This is a genomic window from Janthinobacterium sp. GW458P, from assembly GCF_002127585.1.
Classification (GTDB): Bacteria; Pseudomonadota; Gammaproteobacteria; order Burkholderiales; family Burkholderiaceae_D; genus Janthinobacterium.
This window is the reverse complement of sequence record NZ_NEGZ01000039.1, coordinates 35,835-53,498: the sequence shown is the minus strand read 5'-3', so window position 1 is coordinate 53,498 and position 17,664 is coordinate 35,835. Positions and strand designations below refer to the sequence as shown.

At 63.7% G+C, this 17,664-nt stretch carries 16 protein-coding genes and 3 tRNA genes; 4 read left to right on the top strand and 15 right to left on the bottom strand.

Annotated elements, in window-relative coordinates; all coding sequences use genetic code 11:
- The 8 genes from CBW50_RS19550 to CBW50_RS19515 all read right to left on the bottom strand — a co-directional run.
- On the bottom strand, positions 1-140 hold a 140-nt coding region (locus CBW50_RS19550; RefSeq protein WP_253251337.1), incomplete at its 3' end, for a GTP-binding protein.
- Positions 141-228: 88 nt separating this feature from the next.
- Positions 229-303, bottom strand: a tRNA-Thr gene (locus CBW50_RS19545).
- A 43-nt stretch (positions 304-346) separates the two neighbouring features.
- A tRNA-Gly gene (locus CBW50_RS19540) sits at positions 347-420 on the bottom strand.
- 60 nt (positions 421-480) lie between these two features.
- A tRNA-Tyr gene (locus CBW50_RS19535) sits at positions 481-565 on the bottom strand.
- Positions 566-801: 236 nt separating this feature from the next.
- Positions 802-2,445: a tetratricopeptide repeat-containing response regulator gene (locus CBW50_RS19530; RefSeq protein ID WP_086147086.1), complete on the bottom strand. Its 1,644-nt coding sequence runs from the start codon at positions 2,443-2,445 to the stop codon at positions 802-804.
- 134 nt (positions 2,446-2,579) lie between these two features.
- Positions 2,580-4,175, bottom strand: a complete 1,596-nt coding sequence (locus CBW50_RS19525) for a DUF3369 domain-containing protein (protein ID WP_086147085.1) — start codon at positions 4,173-4,175, stop codon at positions 2,580-2,582.
- Positions 4,176-4,240: 65 nt separating this feature from the next.
- Positions 4,241-5,326, bottom strand: a complete 1,086-nt coding sequence (locus CBW50_RS19520; protein ID WP_086147084.1) for a J domain-containing protein — start codon at positions 5,324-5,326, stop codon at positions 4,241-4,243.
- Between the two features lie 139 nt (positions 5,327-5,465).
- Entirely contained in the window at positions 5,466-6,617 is a 1,152-nt protein-coding gene (locus tag CBW50_RS19515) for a class I SAM-dependent methyltransferase (RefSeq protein WP_086147083.1), read from the bottom strand.
- A 74-nt stretch (positions 6,618-6,691) separates the two neighbouring features.
- Here CBW50_RS19515 and CBW50_RS19510 point away from each other — a divergent pair, with 74 nt between their 5' ends.
- From CBW50_RS19510 to pepF, 4 genes are all read left to right on the top strand, one after another.
- Entirely contained in the window at positions 6,692-7,480 is a 789-nt protein-coding gene (locus tag CBW50_RS19510) for an SDR family oxidoreductase (protein ID WP_086147082.1), read from the top strand.
- Positions 7,481-7,533: 53 nt separating this feature from the next.
- Positions 7,534-7,932 (top strand): dihydroneopterin aldolase, encoded by a 399-nt coding sequence (locus tag CBW50_RS19505; RefSeq protein ID WP_046682033.1) that lies wholly within the window; start codon positions 7,534-7,536, stop codon positions 7,930-7,932.
- A 35-nt stretch (positions 7,933-7,967) separates the two neighbouring features.
- On the top strand, positions 7,968-8,900 hold the full coding sequence (ttcA, locus tag CBW50_RS19500) for a tRNA 2-thiocytidine(32) synthetase TtcA (protein WP_086147090.1): 933 nt from the start codon (positions 7,968-7,970) through the stop codon (positions 8,898-8,900).
- A 167-nt stretch (positions 8,901-9,067) separates the two neighbouring features.
- Positions 9,068-10,945, top strand: coding sequence for an oligoendopeptidase F (pepF, locus tag CBW50_RS19495; RefSeq protein ID WP_086147081.1), 1,878 nt, complete (start codon positions 9,068-9,070; stop codon positions 10,943-10,945).
- Positions 10,946-11,000: 55 nt separating this feature from the next.
- Here the strand turns inward: pepF and kefC are convergent, their stop codons facing one another.
- From kefC to CBW50_RS19460, 7 genes are all read right to left on the bottom strand, one after another.
- Positions 11,001-12,827: a glutathione-regulated potassium-efflux system protein KefC gene (gene kefC / locus CBW50_RS19490; RefSeq protein WP_086147080.1), complete on the bottom strand. Its 1,827-nt coding sequence runs from the start codon at positions 12,825-12,827 to the stop codon at positions 11,001-11,003.
- Between the two features lie 84 nt (positions 12,828-12,911).
- Positions 12,912-13,187, bottom strand: a complete 276-nt coding sequence (locus tag CBW50_RS19485) for a hypothetical protein (protein ID WP_086147079.1) — start codon at positions 13,185-13,187, stop codon at positions 12,912-12,914.
- A 12-nt stretch (positions 13,188-13,199) separates the two neighbouring features.
- Entirely contained in the window at positions 13,200-13,487 is a 288-nt protein-coding gene (locus tag CBW50_RS19480; RefSeq protein WP_086147078.1) for an SRPBCC family protein, read from the bottom strand.
- Positions 13,484-14,059, bottom strand: coding sequence for a dual specificity protein phosphatase family protein (locus CBW50_RS19475; protein ID WP_086147077.1), 576 nt, complete (start codon positions 14,057-14,059; stop codon positions 13,484-13,486). The genes CBW50_RS19480 and CBW50_RS19475 overlap by 4 nt, the downstream gene beginning before the upstream one ends.
- The gene (locus CBW50_RS19470) at positions 14,056-14,538 is read right to left on the bottom strand and encodes a hypothetical protein (protein WP_086147076.1); all 483 of its coding nucleotides are present in this window, start codon (positions 14,536-14,538) and stop codon (positions 14,056-14,058) included. The genes CBW50_RS19475 and CBW50_RS19470 overlap by 4 nt, the downstream gene beginning before the upstream one ends.
- Positions 14,535-15,698, bottom strand: a complete 1,164-nt coding sequence (locus tag CBW50_RS19465) for a glycosyltransferase (protein ID WP_172404823.1) — start codon at positions 15,696-15,698, stop codon at positions 14,535-14,537. The genes CBW50_RS19470 and CBW50_RS19465 overlap by 4 nt, the downstream gene beginning before the upstream one ends.
- 97 nt (positions 15,699-15,795) lie before the next feature.
- Positions 15,796-17,571 carry a M14 family metallopeptidase gene (locus CBW50_RS19460; RefSeq protein WP_086147075.1) on the bottom strand — a complete coding sequence of 592 codons (1,776 nt, stop codon included), beginning with the start codon at positions 17,569-17,571 and terminating at the stop codon, positions 15,796-15,798.
- Positions 17,572-17,664: the final 93 nt, after the last annotated feature.

Below are 17,664 nucleotides of genomic sequence, written 5' to 3'. Positions count from 1 at the left end.
TATGCTTTGGCTTCGCCGCCGAATTTCTTCGACAGAACCGTTGCGATTGCAGCGGTCAGCGTGGTTTTACCGTGGTCGACGTGGCCGATGGTGCCGACGTTAACGTGCGGCTTGGTCCGTTCGAATTTACCTTTTGCCATTTTGAACTCCTAATGATTTGATTAGATTGCTCAGGCACACGCCCGACGGTCTGGTTTGAATTGCTTCTGTGCTGCCTACTGCGAATTCTGGTGCCCTTGACGTGGATCGAACACGTGGCCTCTCCCTTACCAAGGGAGTGCTCTACCACTGAGCTACAAGGGCTGTAATTTGTTGCATGCGATGCATCAAGCATCTGAACGGAAACTGGAGCGGGTGAAGGGAATCGAACCCTCGTCGTAAGCTTGGAAGGCTTCTGCTCTACCATTGAGCTACACCCGCGAGGTATCGTTCACTTTATCTTCACTTACTTGCTACTACCCAGTTTTCCTTGCAAAAACTTGGTGGAGGGGGCTGGATTCGAACCAGCGTACTCATAGAGAACAGATTTACAGTCTGTCGCCTTTAACCACTCGGCCACCCCTCCGCGGGAACCGCAGAGTATGAAGCATCTACTCACAACTGTCAACCTTATTTACTGATGCCTGACTGCTGCATTTGCTTATAAAGAAGAAGTTGGCTGCTTCGGGGCGTGATTATAAGCTCCCGATTTGAGAATGTGCAAGGGTTGGCGCGAAAAAGTCGCTCTTTTTCGCATTTTTTTTATCCCTCCTGCCTGCAAACCGCATTTTCCCGTCATGCACCCTGCATTTACCCTCGTCATTAAGCCTCGGACGGATGCATCCAGGAGCTGCCGTGAGGCTTATATTTGCGCAATAACTGCTGGTGCAAGCCTGCAAGCACGGGCAATTTGGGATTGCGCGGGTCCAGGCGGCGCACGCCGGCAATAAAAATCAGCGCCTGCTGCCCCATGCGCTCGTCCCAGCCTTCATGCTCGATGCATTTCAATACGGCCACGGCCGCATTGAACACCACTTGCGGATTGTCGGGCAGGCGCGCGACGGCCTCGTCCATTAACTCGACGGCGCCGCGGAAGTCGCCTTCGCCCGCCCTGGCCGCGCCGGCCGCCACCATGTCGGCCACCTCCTGGCGGCTTTGCCGCGCCAGCGCCTTGGCCAGCTCATCGCGCCCCGCCTGTTCGAATACGGCCATGGCACGCGTCATGGCGGCGCTGTCGGGCGCATTGCGCATGACCTCGCGCATCACCTCGGCGGCGCCGTCTTCGCGTCCATGCGCCAGACAATGGCGCGCCAGCTCCGTTTTCAAGGCATTCGAGCCGCCGGGAGCGTGGCGGTTGGCCAGCAGGGCCGCATCGAGCGCCTGCTGCAAGCGCTCGGCATTGCCCGTATGCGCATGCAGCATGGCACTACACACCGCGCTGCACAGCTCCACATTCTTTTGCCCGCCCATCGACTTGTCCAGGTCGCGGATCACGGCGCCCACCTGCAGCGGATCGCCCTTGCGCACCAGGGTCTGCACGAGGCGCACATGGTCTTCCGGATCGCGGAACTCGGAATACTTGGCTTTGCTTACCACCAGTTTCAGGGCTTTTTCCGCCATCTCGATATCGTCGGCCGCCAGGGCCGCCTCGCCCAGCCGGCGCAGCCGGCGCACGGCATGCGGCGACAGGGCCACCGCTTCGCTCAGGGCTGCCTGGGCCAGCTGCGGCTTGCCTTGCGCCAGGTGCGTGCGCGCCAGCCAGTCATAGGCGTCGAGAAAGCGCTTGTTGTTTTCCAGCAAGCCTTCCAGCATGCCCTGCGCCGCCTCATACTCGCCCAGCAGAAACTGCGTCTTGGCCTGGCCCAGGCGCGCCCAGCCGATGGCCTTGGCCTCGTACAGTGCCGCATAGATCGGCTCGGCGTCGGCCGCTTCGCCCAGCAGCAGATGCAGTTCCGCGCGCAGGCGCATGAAATCGGTCGCATAGCGCGGGTACAGGCTGGCTCCCTCGGTACAGGCGGCAATCGCCGCGCGCTCATTGCCCACGTCGATCAGTTCATATACGGGCACGAAGGCGTTACGCTTGTCCAGCGCGCGGCCTATGCGCTCAAGCATGCTGTCAGCCGTAAAAGGTTTCAGGATGTAATCGGTGGGCAGCAGCTCGACGGCGCTGACCACCTTGGCAAAACTGCCCTCGCCCGTGACCATGAAGAACATGGTAGAGGCATGCATCAGCTTGTGATGGCGCAAGTCTTCCAGCATCTGCTGGCCATCCTGCCCCCCTTCGAGGTCGTATTCGCACAGGATCAGGTCATACGATTTACTGCCCAGCATGCGGATCGCCTGGCCGGAGCTGGCCGCATCGTCGATCTTTGCCAGGCCGCACAGGTTGAGCATATTGTGCAGACTCGAGCGCATGCCCGGATGCGGCTCAATGATCAGTGCGCTAAGGCCCTTGAGTTCTTTCATGTCGTGATGTCCGAAAACTCAGCGGCGCACCACACTGGTGCATGGCGCCAGCCTGCATGAGGCTGCCGAGTATATGCCGGCGGCACGCCCAAGGGAATGGCGCAACGCCGGAAACTGGCAACGAAGCCGATAACTCAAGCGACAGCGCGCTCCGGATGCCACAGTTGCGGCTCGTGGTCGATCAGGTCGAGCAGCGCCGCCACCACTTCCGGGTCGAACTGGCTGCCGCTGCGCTGTTCGATATATTCGCGCACTTGCGGATACGGCCAGGGTTCCTTGTACGGCCGTTCATGCAGCAAGGCATCGAACACATCAACGACGGCAACGATGCGCGCGGAAATCGGGATGTCGCGCCCCTTCAGGCCGTTCGGATAGCCGGCGCCATCAAAATGCTCGTGGTGGCCGCCGGCGATCTGCGCGCCGTACGTCAGGTAGCTGACGCCATCGACCATGTTGGCGGCCCGCTCGAGAATGGTGCGGCCCACGCTGGCGTGCAGCTGCATCTGCGTGCGCTCCTCGTCCGTATGCCGGCCCGGCTTGAGCAGCACGGCGTCCGGCGTGGCCACCTTGCCCACGTCGTGCAGGATGCTCGCCAGACCGATCATGTCGAGCAGCTGCGGCGTCAGCTCGTCCGGGTACACGCCGCGCTGCTGCATGCGGCGGGCGATGGCGTCCGACAATTGCTGCACGCGCCGCACATGGCCGCCCGTGTCGCTGTCGCGGAACTCGGCCAGGTCGGCCAGGGCCACCACGGTGGCTTCCTGCGCCTTGCGCAGCTGGCCGAACATATACAGGTTATCGAAGGCGGCGGCGATGCGCTGGCAAAACACTTCCAGCAAGTCGCGCTGGATCTGCGCCAGCGGCCACGGCGGCGTGACGGAAATGGCCAGCTCGCGATTGCCCTCCGTATGGATGAACAGCACATTGGCCGGATGCTCGAACTGGCTGCGCTTTTCCGCGAAGGCCTTGTCGATGGTGGGCGTGAGCGCGTGGTTGACCGGCATGGCTTCCGACTCCGCCAGCATGGCGTAGGTGCCCGTGGCGGCAACCACCTCGGGCCGTCCGGCGCCGCCCTGCATCAGGCATAGCACGCCGTCGGCACCCACGTCGAGAATGGCGCTGACCTGGTTCAGCACGCCAGAGGCGAATTCACGCAGCGAGTGGATCTGGTACAGATTGGTGGCGCCGGCGAGGATCTTGCCCAGACCGATGCGGCTGCGCTCGAGCATCATCAGGCTCTCGTAGGCGCGCAGGGCCGAAATGACGGTGGTAAACAGCTTCTGTGTCGTCAGTTCCGTCTTGGCCTTGTAATCATTGATATCGTATTCGATGATGACGCGCTGCTCGGGCGCCTGGCCCGGCTGGCCCGTGCGCAGCACGACGCGCACGATGGAGTTGTTCAGGTCGGCGCGAATGCGCTTGGCCAGGATCAGACCCGCATCATCCGTTTCCATCACCACATCGAGCAGCACCAGCGCGATATCGGGCGTGTCGCGCAGGATGTCATACGCTTCGCGGCCGCTGTAGGCGGAGAACAGCTCCAGTTCACGGCCCTTGAAACTGACATTGCGCAGCGCCAGCCGCGTTACCGCATGCACGTCGACGTCATCATCGACAATCAGGACGCGCCACAGGCGCTGGTCAGGGGCGGCCAGTCCGGCAGGACTCGCCACCGGCTCATCCTCGTCAAGCAGCCAATTGTCATCGGCATCGGCTTTGAGGTCGGTCATGGATGCTGCTCCTAAAGGATAGATTCGAGATGAAAGCCGTTTGACGCATATCAAGCATAATCAGATTAGATGCCGCTTACAACAGGATTCTGCGCACTCCCTTCGGCCGAGGCCGGACCGGGGGCGTGCACCGGTGCGCTGCTGCGCGTCTTGCCGTCGCAACTGTCCTGGCCGGGTCCGACAGCCTGGTAACGCACTTCATACTTGCCAGCGCTGAGCTGCTCCACCGTCAGCCTGTCGTTCGCCAGGATAAACAGGTAGCGCACATTCGAGCGCCGCTCCGTGTCATACAGTTTGACGAACACGGGCGACGCATTGCCGCTGTTGTCGATGGTCAAAGCCAGCTCATCGCCCTTGTTACTGATCGGAAACCCGTCGACATAACCGGACTGCGCCGGCCACGGCTCGCCGTTCGGCGCCACCAGTCCCGCAGACTCGGCCTGGCCAGTGCCGTCGCAGACAGGCCGGCTGGGCTTCAGGTTGAGCTGGGAAACGGCCTGCACGCGGATCTCGGGCGCCTTGGGCTGCGCCGGTTCGGCCGCATACGGCTTGCCCACTGCCCAGCTATCGATGGCCACCGTCTCGTTCTTTGCCGGAGGCGTGGCGGTCGCGCCCGGCCCCGCCGTCTCCGCGGACGGCTTGGCGCCATCGTGGGCCAGGCCGCTCCAGGCCGACGCCAGCGCGGTCGGCATGGGCTGCGAGGTATCGAGCATCAGCAAGGCGCCCAGCCAGCCCAGCAGCAGGCAAACAAGCAGACTCAGCCACCAGCGCCAGTTGCGCCAGATCGGTAGTGCGCCGCGCGGTGCCTTGCCCGTCGTCGGCGGCACATCCTTCGCCCACGCATGCTCATGCTGATGCCCATGCTGCCTGCCATCCTTGGATTTGCCTTCTTCGTGGTGGGTGCTTTCCAGCCATTCGATTTCCCATTCCTCGGCGGCGATCCACTCATCGTGCTCGCGGCGCCGCTGGGGGTCGGACAGGGTGCCGTAGGCGCTATTCAGGATGGCCATGATGCGGGCCGCCTTTTCGTCACCGGGATTCTTGTCTGGATGATATTTCTGGCTGAGGGCCTTGTACGCGGCACGTATGACTTCCTGCGGCGCCAGGCGCGCCACTTTCAGGTTGTCATAGTGTGTATGTATCTTTCCCATCGTTCTATCTTGAAATCGGTGCGCGGCGACGGGTTCTTGCAGGATGGAACCGTGCTGTGTCGGTCATCATATACGATATGACAAGATAATAACCACCGGCGGACAGGAAATTGCAGGGCGTTAACGCCCTGCCTTGATATTACAAGCGGTGGCTGCGGTCACCTGACAACAGGGTTTCCGGCAACTCCACGCCTTGCCCCACCACCAATACCTTGAACAACTCTCCCATCTCGGCTGGCGACAGCAGTTTCTGCACGGCGCTCGCCTGCGGCAGATATGCCCTGGCCTGCGCGGGATCCGTGCGCAGCAACAAGTCGCCGATGCCGGCGCCCAGCAGGAAGGAGGCCTGGTCCATGTAGGCGAGCACGTCGAGCCCAGCATCCTGCGCCGCCACGGCCATTGCCGTAAAATCCACGTGCGCGGTAATATCCTGCAAACCGGGCAAATAAAACGGCTCCGCATGGGCATGGTGGCGGTAATGGCACATCAGGGTGCCCGTGGCGCGCTGGCCCAGGTAATACTCGTGACCGGGGAAACCGTAGTCGAGCAGCACGGCCGCGCCGCCCTTGCCGGCGGTCAGCATGCGTGCCAGCGAACGCATGAAGCCGCAGGCGACGCCGTGGATCTCGCTGACATAGCCGACTGGCAAGTCATCCGCATCCGGCACCTGGGCGGCGATCTGCGCCGCGACATCCTCGCCCGCGGGGCGCTCGACGAAGATAAACTGGCCGTCGGCAATGCTGACGTCAAGCTCGCACCAGCCGCCGGGCGTCTTGCTGATCAGGTTGACGGGCATGGCGTCCAGCACTTCATTGCCGAACACGGCGCCTTCGAAACTGTCGGGGAAGCCGTCGAGCCACACCACCTGCGGGAAGGCGGCCAGCGCCCGCTCCTGGCGCGCGCGCAATTCGCCGGACAGTTCGACGATCGCATACTGTTCCACATGAATGCCGGCATTCGCTGCTTCCGTCAGGATATCAACGGCCAGCTTGCCCGTGCCGGCGCCGAATTCGAGGATGCGCGGGGCCGTTTGCGCCATAATAGCGGCTGCCACATGGGCCAGGGTGGCGCCGAACAGGGGCGAAATCTCCGGTGCGGTTGTAAAATCGCCATCTTTGCCCAGCTTGGCGGCGCCGCCGCTGTAATAGCCGAGGTCAGGCGCATACAGCGCCAGCTCCATGAAGCGGACAAAGGGAATGGCGCCGTCATTGCGCGCGATTTCGGCGGCAATCTGGTGCTGCAAGGCATGGGACGCGGCCAGCGCGTCGCTATCGGGTGCGGGAAGAGACATATCCGCATTGTAGCGAATCGGCGGCGCATGCCGCCAGTGCGGCGTCCACCGAATATCTCAACCATAGCAAAGACATGACAGACGCAACGACAACGCCATTCGACAGCACACCCCGCGTCGCCCTCGTCACGGGCGCGGCGCGCCGCATCGGCCGCGCCATCGCGCTGGGCCTGGCGCGTGACGGCTGGGATATCGCCGTCCATTACCGCGACTCGCGCGAGGACGCCATCAGCCTGGTGGCGGAAATCACGGCGCTGGGCCGTCGCGCGCAAGCGTTTCCCTGCGACCTGGCGCAGGAAGACGCCGTGCGCCAGCTGCTGCCGCAGGCGCAGGCGGCGCTGGGACCCGTCACTTGTGTAGTGAACAACGCATCGTTGTTTGAATACGACAATGCGGGCAATTTTTCCGTCGCGGCGCTGGACGCCCACATGCACGCCAACCTGGCCGCCCCCATCCTGCTGGCGCAGGCCCTGTACCAGGCCACCCCGAGCGGCGGGCAAGCCGTGGTCATCAACTTGCTGGACCAAAAACTGTACAATCTCAATCCTGATTTTTTGTCGTACACCCTGTCCAAGGCGGCGCTGCTGTCGGCGACCACCATGCTGGCCCAGGCGCTGGCGCCGAAAGTGCGCGTGGTGGGCATTGCCCCCGGCATCACCATGCTCTCCGGCGAGCAGACGGAAGCGAACTTTGCCAAGGCGCATGAAAACACGCCGCTGGGACGCTCCAGCACGCCTGAGGACGTGGCCGACAGCGTCTGTTACGTGGCCGGCGCGCGTGCGCTGACGGGCACGACCCTGCTGGTCGACGGCGGCCAGCACTTGATCGGATTGCCGCGCGACGTCATGTTTTTGACCAAATAATCAGCAGCCCTGCCAAACAACCAGCATTCCAGCATTCCCTAAAAGGTAAAACTATGTCGTCCGCCCTGTCCCACCCCCGCCTGGCCGATTGCCGCCGGCTGTTCCTGCGCAATTACGAAGTCCTCATCAACATCGGCGTCTACGACTTCGAAAAAAAAGGCGAGCAACGCGTCCTCATCAACGTCGACCTGTACATTCCCCTGGCCCTGTCGACGCCGAAGGATGACCAGCTGGAAGAAGTGGTCGACTACGACTTCATGCGCGAAACCATCGCCAAACGCATGGCCCAAGGCCATGTGCAGCTGCAGGAAAGCCTGGTCGACGACGTGCTCGCCGCCATGCTGGCCCACCCGCGCGTGCGCGCCGCGCGCGTGTCGAGCATGAAGCCGGATGTGTATCCCGACTGCGAAGGCGTGGGCGTGGAAGTATTCAAGATCAAGGATGAAGCATGAACAACATGAGCAATAACGCCGTGCTGGAAACGACGATGACGGCCGTGGCATTCCCGGCCAACGCGGAAGCGCAGAAACTGGCGCGCAAGAAGGCGGAAAAGATCGCCCTGGAAAACAACAAGCTGCACAAGCGCCTGTGCCGCCTGGTGGGCCAAGCCATCGGCGACTTCAATATGATCGAAGACGGCGACAAGGTGATGGTGTGCCTGTCGGGCGGCAAGGATAGCTATGCGCTGCTGGACATTTTGATGACCTTGCGCGAACGCGCGCCGATTCATTTTGATATCGTTGCCGTCAACCTGGACCAGAAGCAGCCGAATTTCCCGCCGGAAATCCTGCCCGCCTACCTGACGGAACTGGGCGTGGCTTTCCACATCGAAAACCAGGATACCTACAGCATCGTCAAGCGGCTGATTCCGGAAGGCAAGACGACTTGCTCGCTGTGCTCGCGCCTGCGCCGCGGCATCCTGTACCGCGTGGCCGACGAGCTGGGCGCCAACAAGATCGCCCTGGGCCACCACCGCGATGATATTTTGGAAACTTTTTTCCTGAATATGTTCTTCGGCGGAAAACTAAAAGGCATGCCGGCCAAGCTGCAGTCAGACGACGGCAAGCACATCGTCATCCGCCCGATGGCGTATGTGAAGGAAGAAGACACGCAGCGCTATGCGGAAGTCAAGGGCTTCCCCATCATTCCGTGCGACCTGTGCGGCTCGCAGGAAAACCTGCAGCGCAAGCAGATCAAGGGATTGATGCGCGAATGGGACAAGAAATTCCCGGGCCGCGTGGAAAGCATCTTCTCGTCGCTGTCGAACGTGGCCCCATCGCATTTGATGGACCCGAAACTGTTCGGCTTCAAGGATTTGAAGGCGGACGGCGTGGCCAACCCCATGGGCGACATCGCCTTTGACGAAGAGCCATGCTCGACGCCAACCACCTTCGGCACCATCCCGCTGCAACCGCTGTAAACCTCATGTTGTTTCGCCGCCACCGTCCTGGTGGCGGCATCCGCCCTCTTTCCCCCTGCGTCCATTTGAGGTACCGTAGTCAGCTCTGCCGGTACGCGATGTGTCACGCGCGCATTCCTGCCCGGCGGCCAGCACGCATTCTTCCGACAACCTCACTGGAATGAACCATGACGCCATCCGCGCTCAAGCGCCCCCTGCTGTTCTCCCTGCTGGCCCTCGGGCTCGCCACCGCCACTGCCGCACCTGCGCCCACGGACCGCCAGGCCGACCGCTGGGATCTGACGGCGCTGTATCAAAACGATGCCGCGTTCGACGCCGACGCGAAACGGCTGTCGGCCCAGCTGCAGCAGCTGGCTGGCTGCAAGGGGCAGTTGAAAGCCTCGCCGGCCCGCCTGAAAAGCTGCCTGGACCTGTACGCCGATGCGCGCAAGCGCGTCAATACGCTCACCACCTATGCGGCGCAGTACTACGACCAGGATACGGGCGACAGCAAGGGCAACCAGCTGAACCAGCGCGCCGCCCTGCTGGGCAACGAATTCAGCCAGGCCACCACCTTTTTGCAGCCGGAAATCCTCGCCATGGGCAGCAAGCGCATCGATGCCATGCTGGCGAAAGACAAGGGCTTGCAGCTGTACCGTTTTCAACTGAGCAACATGCTGCGCAGCGCGCCGCATACGTTGGACGCGGCCGGTGAACAGCTGGTGGCGCAGTTCGGCCTGGCGACAGGGTCGGCCGCCAGCGTCTACCGCACCCTGGCCAATGCGGAAATCCCGTGGCCGACCATCAAACTATCGGACGGCAAGGAGGTGCGCCTCGACCAGGCGGCCTACACCAAATACCGGGGCGACGACAACCGCGCCGACCGCAAGCGGGTGTTCGATGCCTTCTTCGGCAAGTGGAAAGAATACGAACGCACGTTCGGCGAAACCCTGTACGGCCAGCTGAAAACGGACGCCGCCAACGCGAAGGTGCGCCATTACGCCGATTCGCAAAGCGCCGCGCTCGACGCCGACAACTTGCCGCCGGCCGTCTACCAGACCCTGATTGCGCAAACCAATGCCAACCTGCCCACCTTGCACCGCTACTTCAAGCTGCGCGCGCGCATGCTGGGCGTCAAGGACCTGGCCTATTACGACGTGTATGCGCCGCTGCTGAAAAGCGAGCGTAGCTTCCCGCTGGCCGAAGGCAAGCAGATGATGCTCGCTTCCGCCGCGCCGCTGGGCTCCGACTACGTCAAGGCGCTGACCGCCGCCGTGGATGCGCGCTGGATGGATGTGTATCCACGCCCGCGCAAGGTGGCCGGCGCCTACATGAATGGCGACGCGTACGACGTGCACCCTTACGTGCTGCTCAATTACACGGACAATTACGAAGCCGTCAGCACCCTGACGCACGAATGGGGCCACGCCATGCACTCGGTGCTGGCCAACCAGGCGCAACCGTCGATCTATGCGCCGTACAGCATCTTTGTCGCGGAAATCGCCTCGACCACGAACGAGGCGCTGCTGCTTGACGCGCGCCTGAAACAGGCAAAGGATGACGACGAGCGCCTGCTGTACCTGGGCGCGGCGCTGGAAAACCTGCGCGGCACGTTCTTCCGCCAATCCATGTTCGCCGAATTCGAGGCAGCCATCCACGGCAAGGTGGACAAGGGAGAATCGTTGACGGGCGAAGAGATCACGGCCATCTACGCCGGCATCCTCAAGCGCTACCATGGCGAAGCGCAGGGCATCATGAGCATCGATCCCGCCTACGCGCTGGAATGGGCGTATGTGCCGCACTTCTACCACGGCTTCTACGTGTTCCAGTACGCCACCTCGATCGCGGCGGCGCAGGATTTCGCGCAGCGCATCCTCGACAAGGAACCGGGCGCGCTGGCCGCCTACCTGAAGATGCTCGGCGCGGGTGGCTCGGCCTACCCGTATGATCTGGTGAAGGCGGCCGGCGTCGACCTGGCCTCGCCGAAACCGTACCAGGCGCTGGTGGCGCGCATGAACGGCATCATGGACCAGATCGAGGCAATCGAAGCGAAGCGGGGGAAGTAAGCCCAAAGCAAAGGCTGGGGGCAGCCCCCCACGCACGTTAGCGCAAGCCTCTGCGTTAGCGGTGCCGAGGGTCTGCACCCGATTCTGCAACGTTTTCGGCCGCAAACGCCGCCGCATCGCTCTCGAACATGTCTTCCAGCTCCTCGCGCGCCTGGCGCGTGAGCGACATGACTTTTTGCTGGTCCTGGAAGTGCGGCGCCACTTCCAGCAAAGTCTTGAGGTTATGCCGGCCGAAGATGCCGGCCGCGCGCTGCGCCCGTTCCGCGCTGAAGCCCACCTGCCGCAAGGTCTGCTCGCCCAGCAGCAGCGCCGCGGCAAACGTCTCGCGCTCGATCAGGGTCACGCCCCGCTTCATCAGTTCATAGTAATGCGTGACGTTGCGCGCGCGCGCCAGGATCGTCAGCTCGGGCAGGCGCAGGCGCACGGCGTCGACCAGGGCCAGGCTGTCGTCCACATTGTCGATGGCGATCACCAGCGCCTTCGCTTTCTCGATGCCGGCCGCCACCAGCAGGTCCACGCGGGTGGCGTCGCCATAAAACACCTTGAAGCCGAACTTGCGCAGCAGCTCGATCTGGTCCGGGTCGTGGTCGAGCACCGTCACGCCGATCTTGTTGGCCGCCAGCAGGCGGCCGATGATCTGGCCGAAGCGGCCGAAGCCGGCAATGACGATGGGGTTGTCCTGCGCCTCGATATGGTCGTCGGGGCGGCGCTTCTTGTCACCCTGCAGGCGCGGCGCGACGAATTTGTCGTGCGCCAGCAGCAGCAAGGGCGTGGCCACCATCGACACGGTGACAACGACGACCAGCAGCGCGCCCGTCTGCGGCGAAAACACGTGCGCGGCCACGGCCGTGGCGAAGACGACGAAGGCGAACTCGCCGCCCTGCGACAGCAGCAGCGCAAAGAACAGCTGCTGGCCGCGGGGAATGTCGAAAAATTTCGACAGCAGGTAAAGCAAGGCGATTTTCACCGCCAGCAAGCCGGCCACCAGCGCCAGGATCAGCAGCGGCTGGGCGCGCAGCACGCCGAAATCGACGGACATGCCGACGGCGATGAAGAATAGCCCCAGCAGCAAGCCCTTGAACGGCTCCAGGTCGGAAATGAGCTCATGGCGGTATTCGGAGTCGGCCAGCAGCACGCCAGCCATGAAGGTGCCCAGCGCCATCGACAGCCCCACCGATTCCATCAGCACGCAGATGGCAATCACCAGCAGCAGGGCAAAGGCCGTGAAGATTTCGCGCAAGTCCGTCCTGGCGATGAAGCGCAGGATGGGGTTGACCAGGAAGCGCCCGCCGATCACCAGGGCAGCCAGCACGGCAGCCAGCTTGGCCACGCGCAGCCAGCCCGGTTCGCCGCCATGCGCGACCAGGCCACCGAGCAGCGGCACCAGCGCGATCATGGGAATGGCGGCGATATCCTGGAACAGCAAAATGGAAAAGCCGGCGGAACCGGCCGGCGTGCTCATTAATTTTCGTTCGCCCAGGGTGGCCAGCACGATGGCCGTTGACGACAGCGACAGCCCCAGCGCACCGACCAGCGCCGTGCGCCAGTCCACGCCGAAAGCCATCGCCACGGCGCACAAGCCCGCGCTGACGACGCCCACCTGCGCCCCGCCCCAGCCGAAGATGGGACGGCGCAGCAGCCACAATCGCCTGGGCTGCAGTTCCAGGCCGATCAAAAACAGCAGCAGCACCACGCCGAATTCGGAAAAGCTGAGGATCACCTCGACATTCTTGATCAGACCCAGGCCCCACGGCCCGATGACGACGCCGGCCACCAGGTAGCCCAGCACGGCGCCCATGCCCAGGCGCTTGGCCAGCGGCACCATGATGATGGCGGCCACCAGGTAAAACAGTATATTGATGAGGAAGCTGTGGTGTTCCATGCGGGTTCCGGACAGATGTGTGAATGAAACGACATCATGCCTGAAGTGGCGCGCCGGCGTGCAGTGGCGGCCCCGCTGCGCCGGCTATTTGCGCGCGGCCACCCGCGCCCGCAGCGCGTCGAACATTTTCGGGATGCTGTCACGGCTCATGCTGTCGACGATCCAGCCCAGGCCCATCGGTACCGGGCCCGGATCCGTGTACACCTGGTACTTGACGGCGGCAGCGCCCGCATCGAGCGGATCCGACCACAGCTGCCAGTAGCCGCTGGTGTCGGCGATGGTGTCCTCCACCTTCAGTCCCTCCATGGGCACCAGCTTCCAGGACAAGCTGCAGCTGGCGTCAAGCACCTTGGGCGTCATTCTCAGCCGGTATTACTTGATTTTTCCCATCGGCAGCTTGAGCGTGACATCGACCAGCGAAGCGCCGCCGCCGGCAGCTGCCACCTTGATCTTGTCGACATTCGGCATGAACTGCGGATAGCCGGCGAAATCCTGGATGGCCGCGCAGACGGTGGCCACGCTGGCCGGCATGCTGGTCGTGGCGACAAAGGTCTTGCCGGGCATGCCAGCTTTGCTGACATCGCGCAAATCGAGCGCAGGCGTGGCCGCCAGGGTGGCCAGCGGATAACCGGCGGCCAGTGCGAACAGCCAGGTCTTCATGGTTTCTCCTGTTCGATCTGCGCGCGCAGCGCCGCCACGTCGACGCGCTTGAGGTAGCTTTCGATATTCTTCCACACGGCGTGATAGCCGTAACCGCCATTTTTCAGCTCGTCGATCGCCTTCTCGCGCGGCCAGCCCTGGTACAACATGCGGTACATGGCGGCCATCAGGCCCGTGCGGTCGGCGCCGTGCAGGCAGTGCAGCAGCACGGGGCCCTGCTGTTCGGCGGCGCGGATGCTGCGCATGGTCTCGATCACATGCTTGTCGCGGATGGCCCAGGTATTGATGGGAATGCGGACGGCGCGGATGCCGCTGCCATCGAGCACCTGCGTGTCGGAGTGGAAGGAACGCAGGCTGATCACCGTCTTCACGCCCAGCGTCTGCAGCTGGGCCACGTCGGCGCTGTCCAGCTTGGCGCTGCGGAACAGGACGGGGGTGACCTGGTGCAGGTTCGACACGTGCGGCAACGGCGTCGCCCACTCGGCGTTGCGCTCGGGCGCCACGCGCGCCTGCGCGCCGGCGGAACCGGCCGCCAGGGTCAAAAACAACAGCAGGACAGGCGAAAAGGTCATGACTTCCTCTTGTATGAAAACCACAGCAGCACGCCGGCCAGCAGCAGCGATACCCAGTAGTCGGTCGGCGCCCACCACAGCCAGTGCTTGTGCCAGGCGATGTGGGCCGGATTGAAGTGCGCCACGCCATAGGCGGGATTGAGCACGAACCACAGATAGTCCTCGATGATCCAGAACAGCATGATGCAGCCGATGGCGCGGCATTCCAGGCGCAGCGACCACTGCGCCAGGAAGAGCATGGGGAAATGGAAGAACAGGGCAATGAAGGGAAAGACCCAGGCATGGTAGCCCGTCATCGGCCGCCCGCCCCAGAAGATATCGAGCAGCCGGTGGCTTTCGATGCGCCAGGTGGGCAGGTTCGCGGCCCAGCCGGCCGCGCCTTCGATCTGGATTTCCACCTGCGCGAAGAATAGTCCCAGCAGGGCCACCCAGGCCAGCGTCAGGGCGATCTGCCAGGGTTTGGCCACGGCGCCCGTCACGCCGGCTCCGGCGCCACGCTCTGCGCCAATACCTGCACCAGCACGTCGGCGGCGGCGCGCGGACGGCCCAGCGCCAGGGCTTTTTCGCGCATGGCTTGCAACTGCTCAGGATGATCGAGCAACAGGCGCACGCGGTATTCGAGGGTGACGGCATCGAATGCCTTCAGGGCCACGCCCTGCTCCAGCAGATAGTCGGCGTTGCGCTCTTCCTGCCCGGGAATCGGCGAGTTGACGATCATGGGCAAGCCCAGGGCCAGGCATTCCGAGGTGGTCAGCCCGCCCGGCTTGGTGATCACCAGGTCGGCGCACGCCATCAGGCGCTCGACTTCGCTGGTAAAGCCTTGTGCCAGCAGGCGGCCCGGATAGCGGCCGGCCAGTGCTTGCAGCGCCGCCAGCGCGGCGGCGTTTTTCCCCGCCAGCACGATCAGCTGGAAGTCGCCATCCAGCGCCAGCAGGCGCGCGGCGATGGTATCGAGGCTGCCTAGTCCCGCCCCGCCGCCCATCAGCAGGATCGTCGTGCGCCGCGGGTCGAGGCCAAACGCCTGCGCGCACTGCGCGCGGTCGGGTGCCTGCGCAAAGGCGGGCATGATGGGGATGCCCGTCACGTGGATGCGTTCGGCAGGAATGCCTTCGTGGCGCATGCGGAACGCCACTTCGTCGGTAGCGGCAAAATAGCCCTGCATCTGCTCATGCACCCACATGCGGTGCAAGTCGAAATCGGTGACCTGCACCCACACGGGGCAAGCCAGCTGCCCCTGGCGCAGCGCGCGCGACAGCAGTTCCGCCGGCAGGAAATGCGTGCAGATGATCGCATCGGGCTGGAAGGCGGCGATCTGCGCCATCAGCGCGCGCGTGTTGAGGCGCTCGACGGCGCGGCGCAACCGCTGCATCGAGCTGTCGCGCGGCGCGTCGTGGGTGGCATGGTACAGATAGCCCCACAGCGCGGGCGCCTTGTTGACCAGCTTGATATAAAAATCCGTGTACAGCTTGCGGAATGCGGGCGTGACAAAATCCATCACGTCGAGATGGCTGGCCAGCGCCGCTGGGCCGGCGCCGTCATCGCGCGCCGCGTATGCCTCGATGGCTTGCGCTGCGCGCATATGGCCGGCGCCGGCCGAAACGCTCAGGATAAGAATTTTTTTCGGTGTTTGCTGCGGCATGCGCTGGTGCTCCACTGGAAGCCCTGATCGGGAAAACAGGCACAATACCATTTTCCGCGCCGCGCACATTGCAAATTAGCAAGGCGCGCGGCGTCCCTTACTTCAGCGCCGGCGCGACATCCGTGCGCAGCACCGGGTACAGATTCAGCCGCTCATCCCACGAGGCGTGGCGGCGGGCGAAGAATTCCAGGCGCGCGGCCGGATTCCTGGCAAACGCGGGATCGTCGGCCAGCTTCTGGTGGAACTGCGCCGCCAGCGCCGGATCGGCCGCCAGCTGCGCACGGGCCACATCTTCGGCCACGTATTCTTCCATGTATTCCTTGCGCTCGAAGGCCGTATTGAAACTGCCCCAGGCCAGCAGGGAATCGGGCGCGCGCGGCTCCAGCATCGCGACGACCAGGCGCGCCTTGGCCTGGTTGACGGGCACGTACAACGCACCTGCATCGACCGGACGCTCCTCTTGCTGCCACTCGCCCTGCACGGCCGCCGTCTGGCGGCCCTCGAACGACTGCGCGCCGAATTTCACCTGCGTGGCGCGGAAGGCTTCGACCGGCAGCTTGCCGGGCGCGGTGGCCAGCACCTGGTACGACACGCCATGCTGGCGCAGCTTGGCCGCCACCATCGGCGCCTGCGCGGCGGGCACCAGGTAGCCGGCCTTCGGCGCGGCCAGCTGCAGGTCGGGCACGATCTCGTCGCGCAGCGGCACGTTCCAGATCTGCGGCGTGGTTTCGTCGTAGCGCGTCATCAGCGCGCCCGACACCTCGGATGGCGTGCGCGTATAGGCGTAGCCGCGAAACGCGATCATGCGGCTCTTGTCCGTCGTTTTATAGGTAAGCGGCAAGGTGGCGCCGGCCAGCTGCGCGGCGCGCGCGTCCGCCTCGAGCGCCGTTTGCCGCCACTGCGCGCCATGCTGCGCCATTTGCGACAACAGCGAGACGATGGTGTTGCGCGTGATGCGCACGCGGGTCGGATAATCCTTCCACGAATGGGTTTCCACCAGCATGCCGAAGCGGTTGCGCAGCAGGAAATAGCCATGCGAGAAGCGCGGATTCGGCGTCGAATCGACAAAGCCCGATTGCGGATTGTCGTTCTCGGCAAACGAAATATAGAACGGCTTCGGGTCCGAGCCCTGCCTGGCCAGGTCGGTCAGGACATTATCGCGCAAAGCCGTGCCGGCCACGCGCAGGGCTGCGTCGCCCGCATGCACGGGTTCGACCTGAATCGAGATATCGGGTTCGAACTGCGCGCCATCGGTGACGTGCAGGTCGACATAAGCCAGCGGATCCCAGGCGTTGACCAGCGCCAGCATGTGCTGCATTTCGGGGGAATCGGCCTTCACATAGTCGCGGTTCAGATTGTAGTTTTGCGCCGTGCTGCGCCAGCCCATTTCCACGGGGCCGCGCTGGTTCGGGCGGTTCCACTGGCCAAAGCGCTCATGGCCATCGACATTGAAGACGGGGACGAACAGCAAGACCTGCTTGTCGAGCGCGCCGGGCGCCGCCTTGCCCTCCAATACTTCGCGCAGCGCCAGGAAGCCCGCATCCTTGCCATCGATCTCGCCCGCATGGATGCCGCCCTGCACCAGCAGCACGGGCAGCTTGCGCCGCGCCGCCTCGGCCGGCGTCAGGGCGCCCGTATTGGAGACAGCCAGCGCCAGCATGGGGCGGTTTTCCGGCGTGCGGCCGAACTCCACGCAGCGCACCTGCTTCGGATAGCGCGACTGAAACTGGCGGCACAGGGCTTCCACTTCCGCATAGCGGCCCGTCTGCAGGAAAGCGGAGCGCTCGGCCACCGTCGTCAGGGCGGGCGCGGCATGCGCGCTGGCGGCAAAGACGGTGAACAGGGCGGCGGACAACAGGGCGTGACGTGGCATGGGCAAACTCCATCGAGAGTGGACAAGCGGGCAATTATAGAGGGGCGGTCGGCTAAAAACGCAGCGGAAAATAAAAAAGCCGGAACAGCGTTG

Bases quoted from the DNA above. Each gene is read 5' to 3' on its own strand.
- CBW50_RS19530 (WP_086147086.1), bottom strand. From the start codon at position 2,445: ATGAAAGAACTCAAGGGCCTTAGCGCACTGATCATTGAGCCGCATCCG.
- CBW50_RS19525 (WP_086147085.1), bottom strand. From the start codon at position 4,175: ATGACCGACCTCAAAGCCGATGCCGATGACAATTGGCTGCTTGACGAG.
- CBW50_RS19520 (WP_086147084.1), bottom strand. From the start codon at position 5,326: ATGGGAAAGATACATACACACTATGACAACCTGAAAGTGGCGCGCCTG.
- CBW50_RS19515 (WP_086147083.1), bottom strand. From the start codon at position 6,617: ATGTCTCTTCCCGCACCCGATAGCGACGCGCTGGCCGCGTCCCATGCC.
- CBW50_RS19510 (WP_086147082.1), top strand. From the start codon at position 6,692: ATGACAGACGCAACGACAACGCCATTCGACAGCACACCCCGCGTCGCC.
- CBW50_RS19505 (WP_046682033.1), top strand. From the start codon at position 7,534: ATGTCGTCCGCCCTGTCCCACCCCCGCCTGGCCGATTGCCGCCGGCTG.
- ttcA (WP_086147090.1), top strand. From the start codon at position 7,968: ATGACGGCCGTGGCATTCCCGGCCAACGCGGAAGCGCAGAAACTGGCG.
- pepF (WP_086147081.1), top strand. From the start codon at position 9,068: ATGACGCCATCCGCGCTCAAGCGCCCCCTGCTGTTCTCCCTGCTGGCC.
- kefC (WP_086147080.1), bottom strand. From the start codon at position 12,827: ATGGAACACCACAGCTTCCTCATCAATATACTGTTTTACCTGGTGGCC.
- CBW50_RS19485 (WP_086147079.1), bottom strand. From the start codon at position 13,187: ATGACGCCCAAGGTGCTTGACGCCAGCTGCAGCTTGTCCTGGAAGCTG.
- CBW50_RS19480 (WP_086147078.1), bottom strand. From the start codon at position 13,487: ATGAAGACCTGGCTGTTCGCACTGGCCGCCGGTTATCCGCTGGCCACC.
- CBW50_RS19475 (WP_086147077.1), bottom strand. From the start codon at position 14,059: ATGACCTTTTCGCCTGTCCTGCTGTTGTTTTTGACCCTGGCGGCCGGT.
- CBW50_RS19465 (WP_172404823.1), bottom strand. From the start codon at position 15,698: ATGCCGCAGCAAACACCGAAAAAAATTCTTATCCTGAGCGTTTCGGCC.
- CBW50_RS19460 (WP_086147075.1), bottom strand. From the start codon at position 17,571: ATGCCACGTCACGCCCTGTTGTCCGCCGCCCTGTTCACCGTCTTTGCC.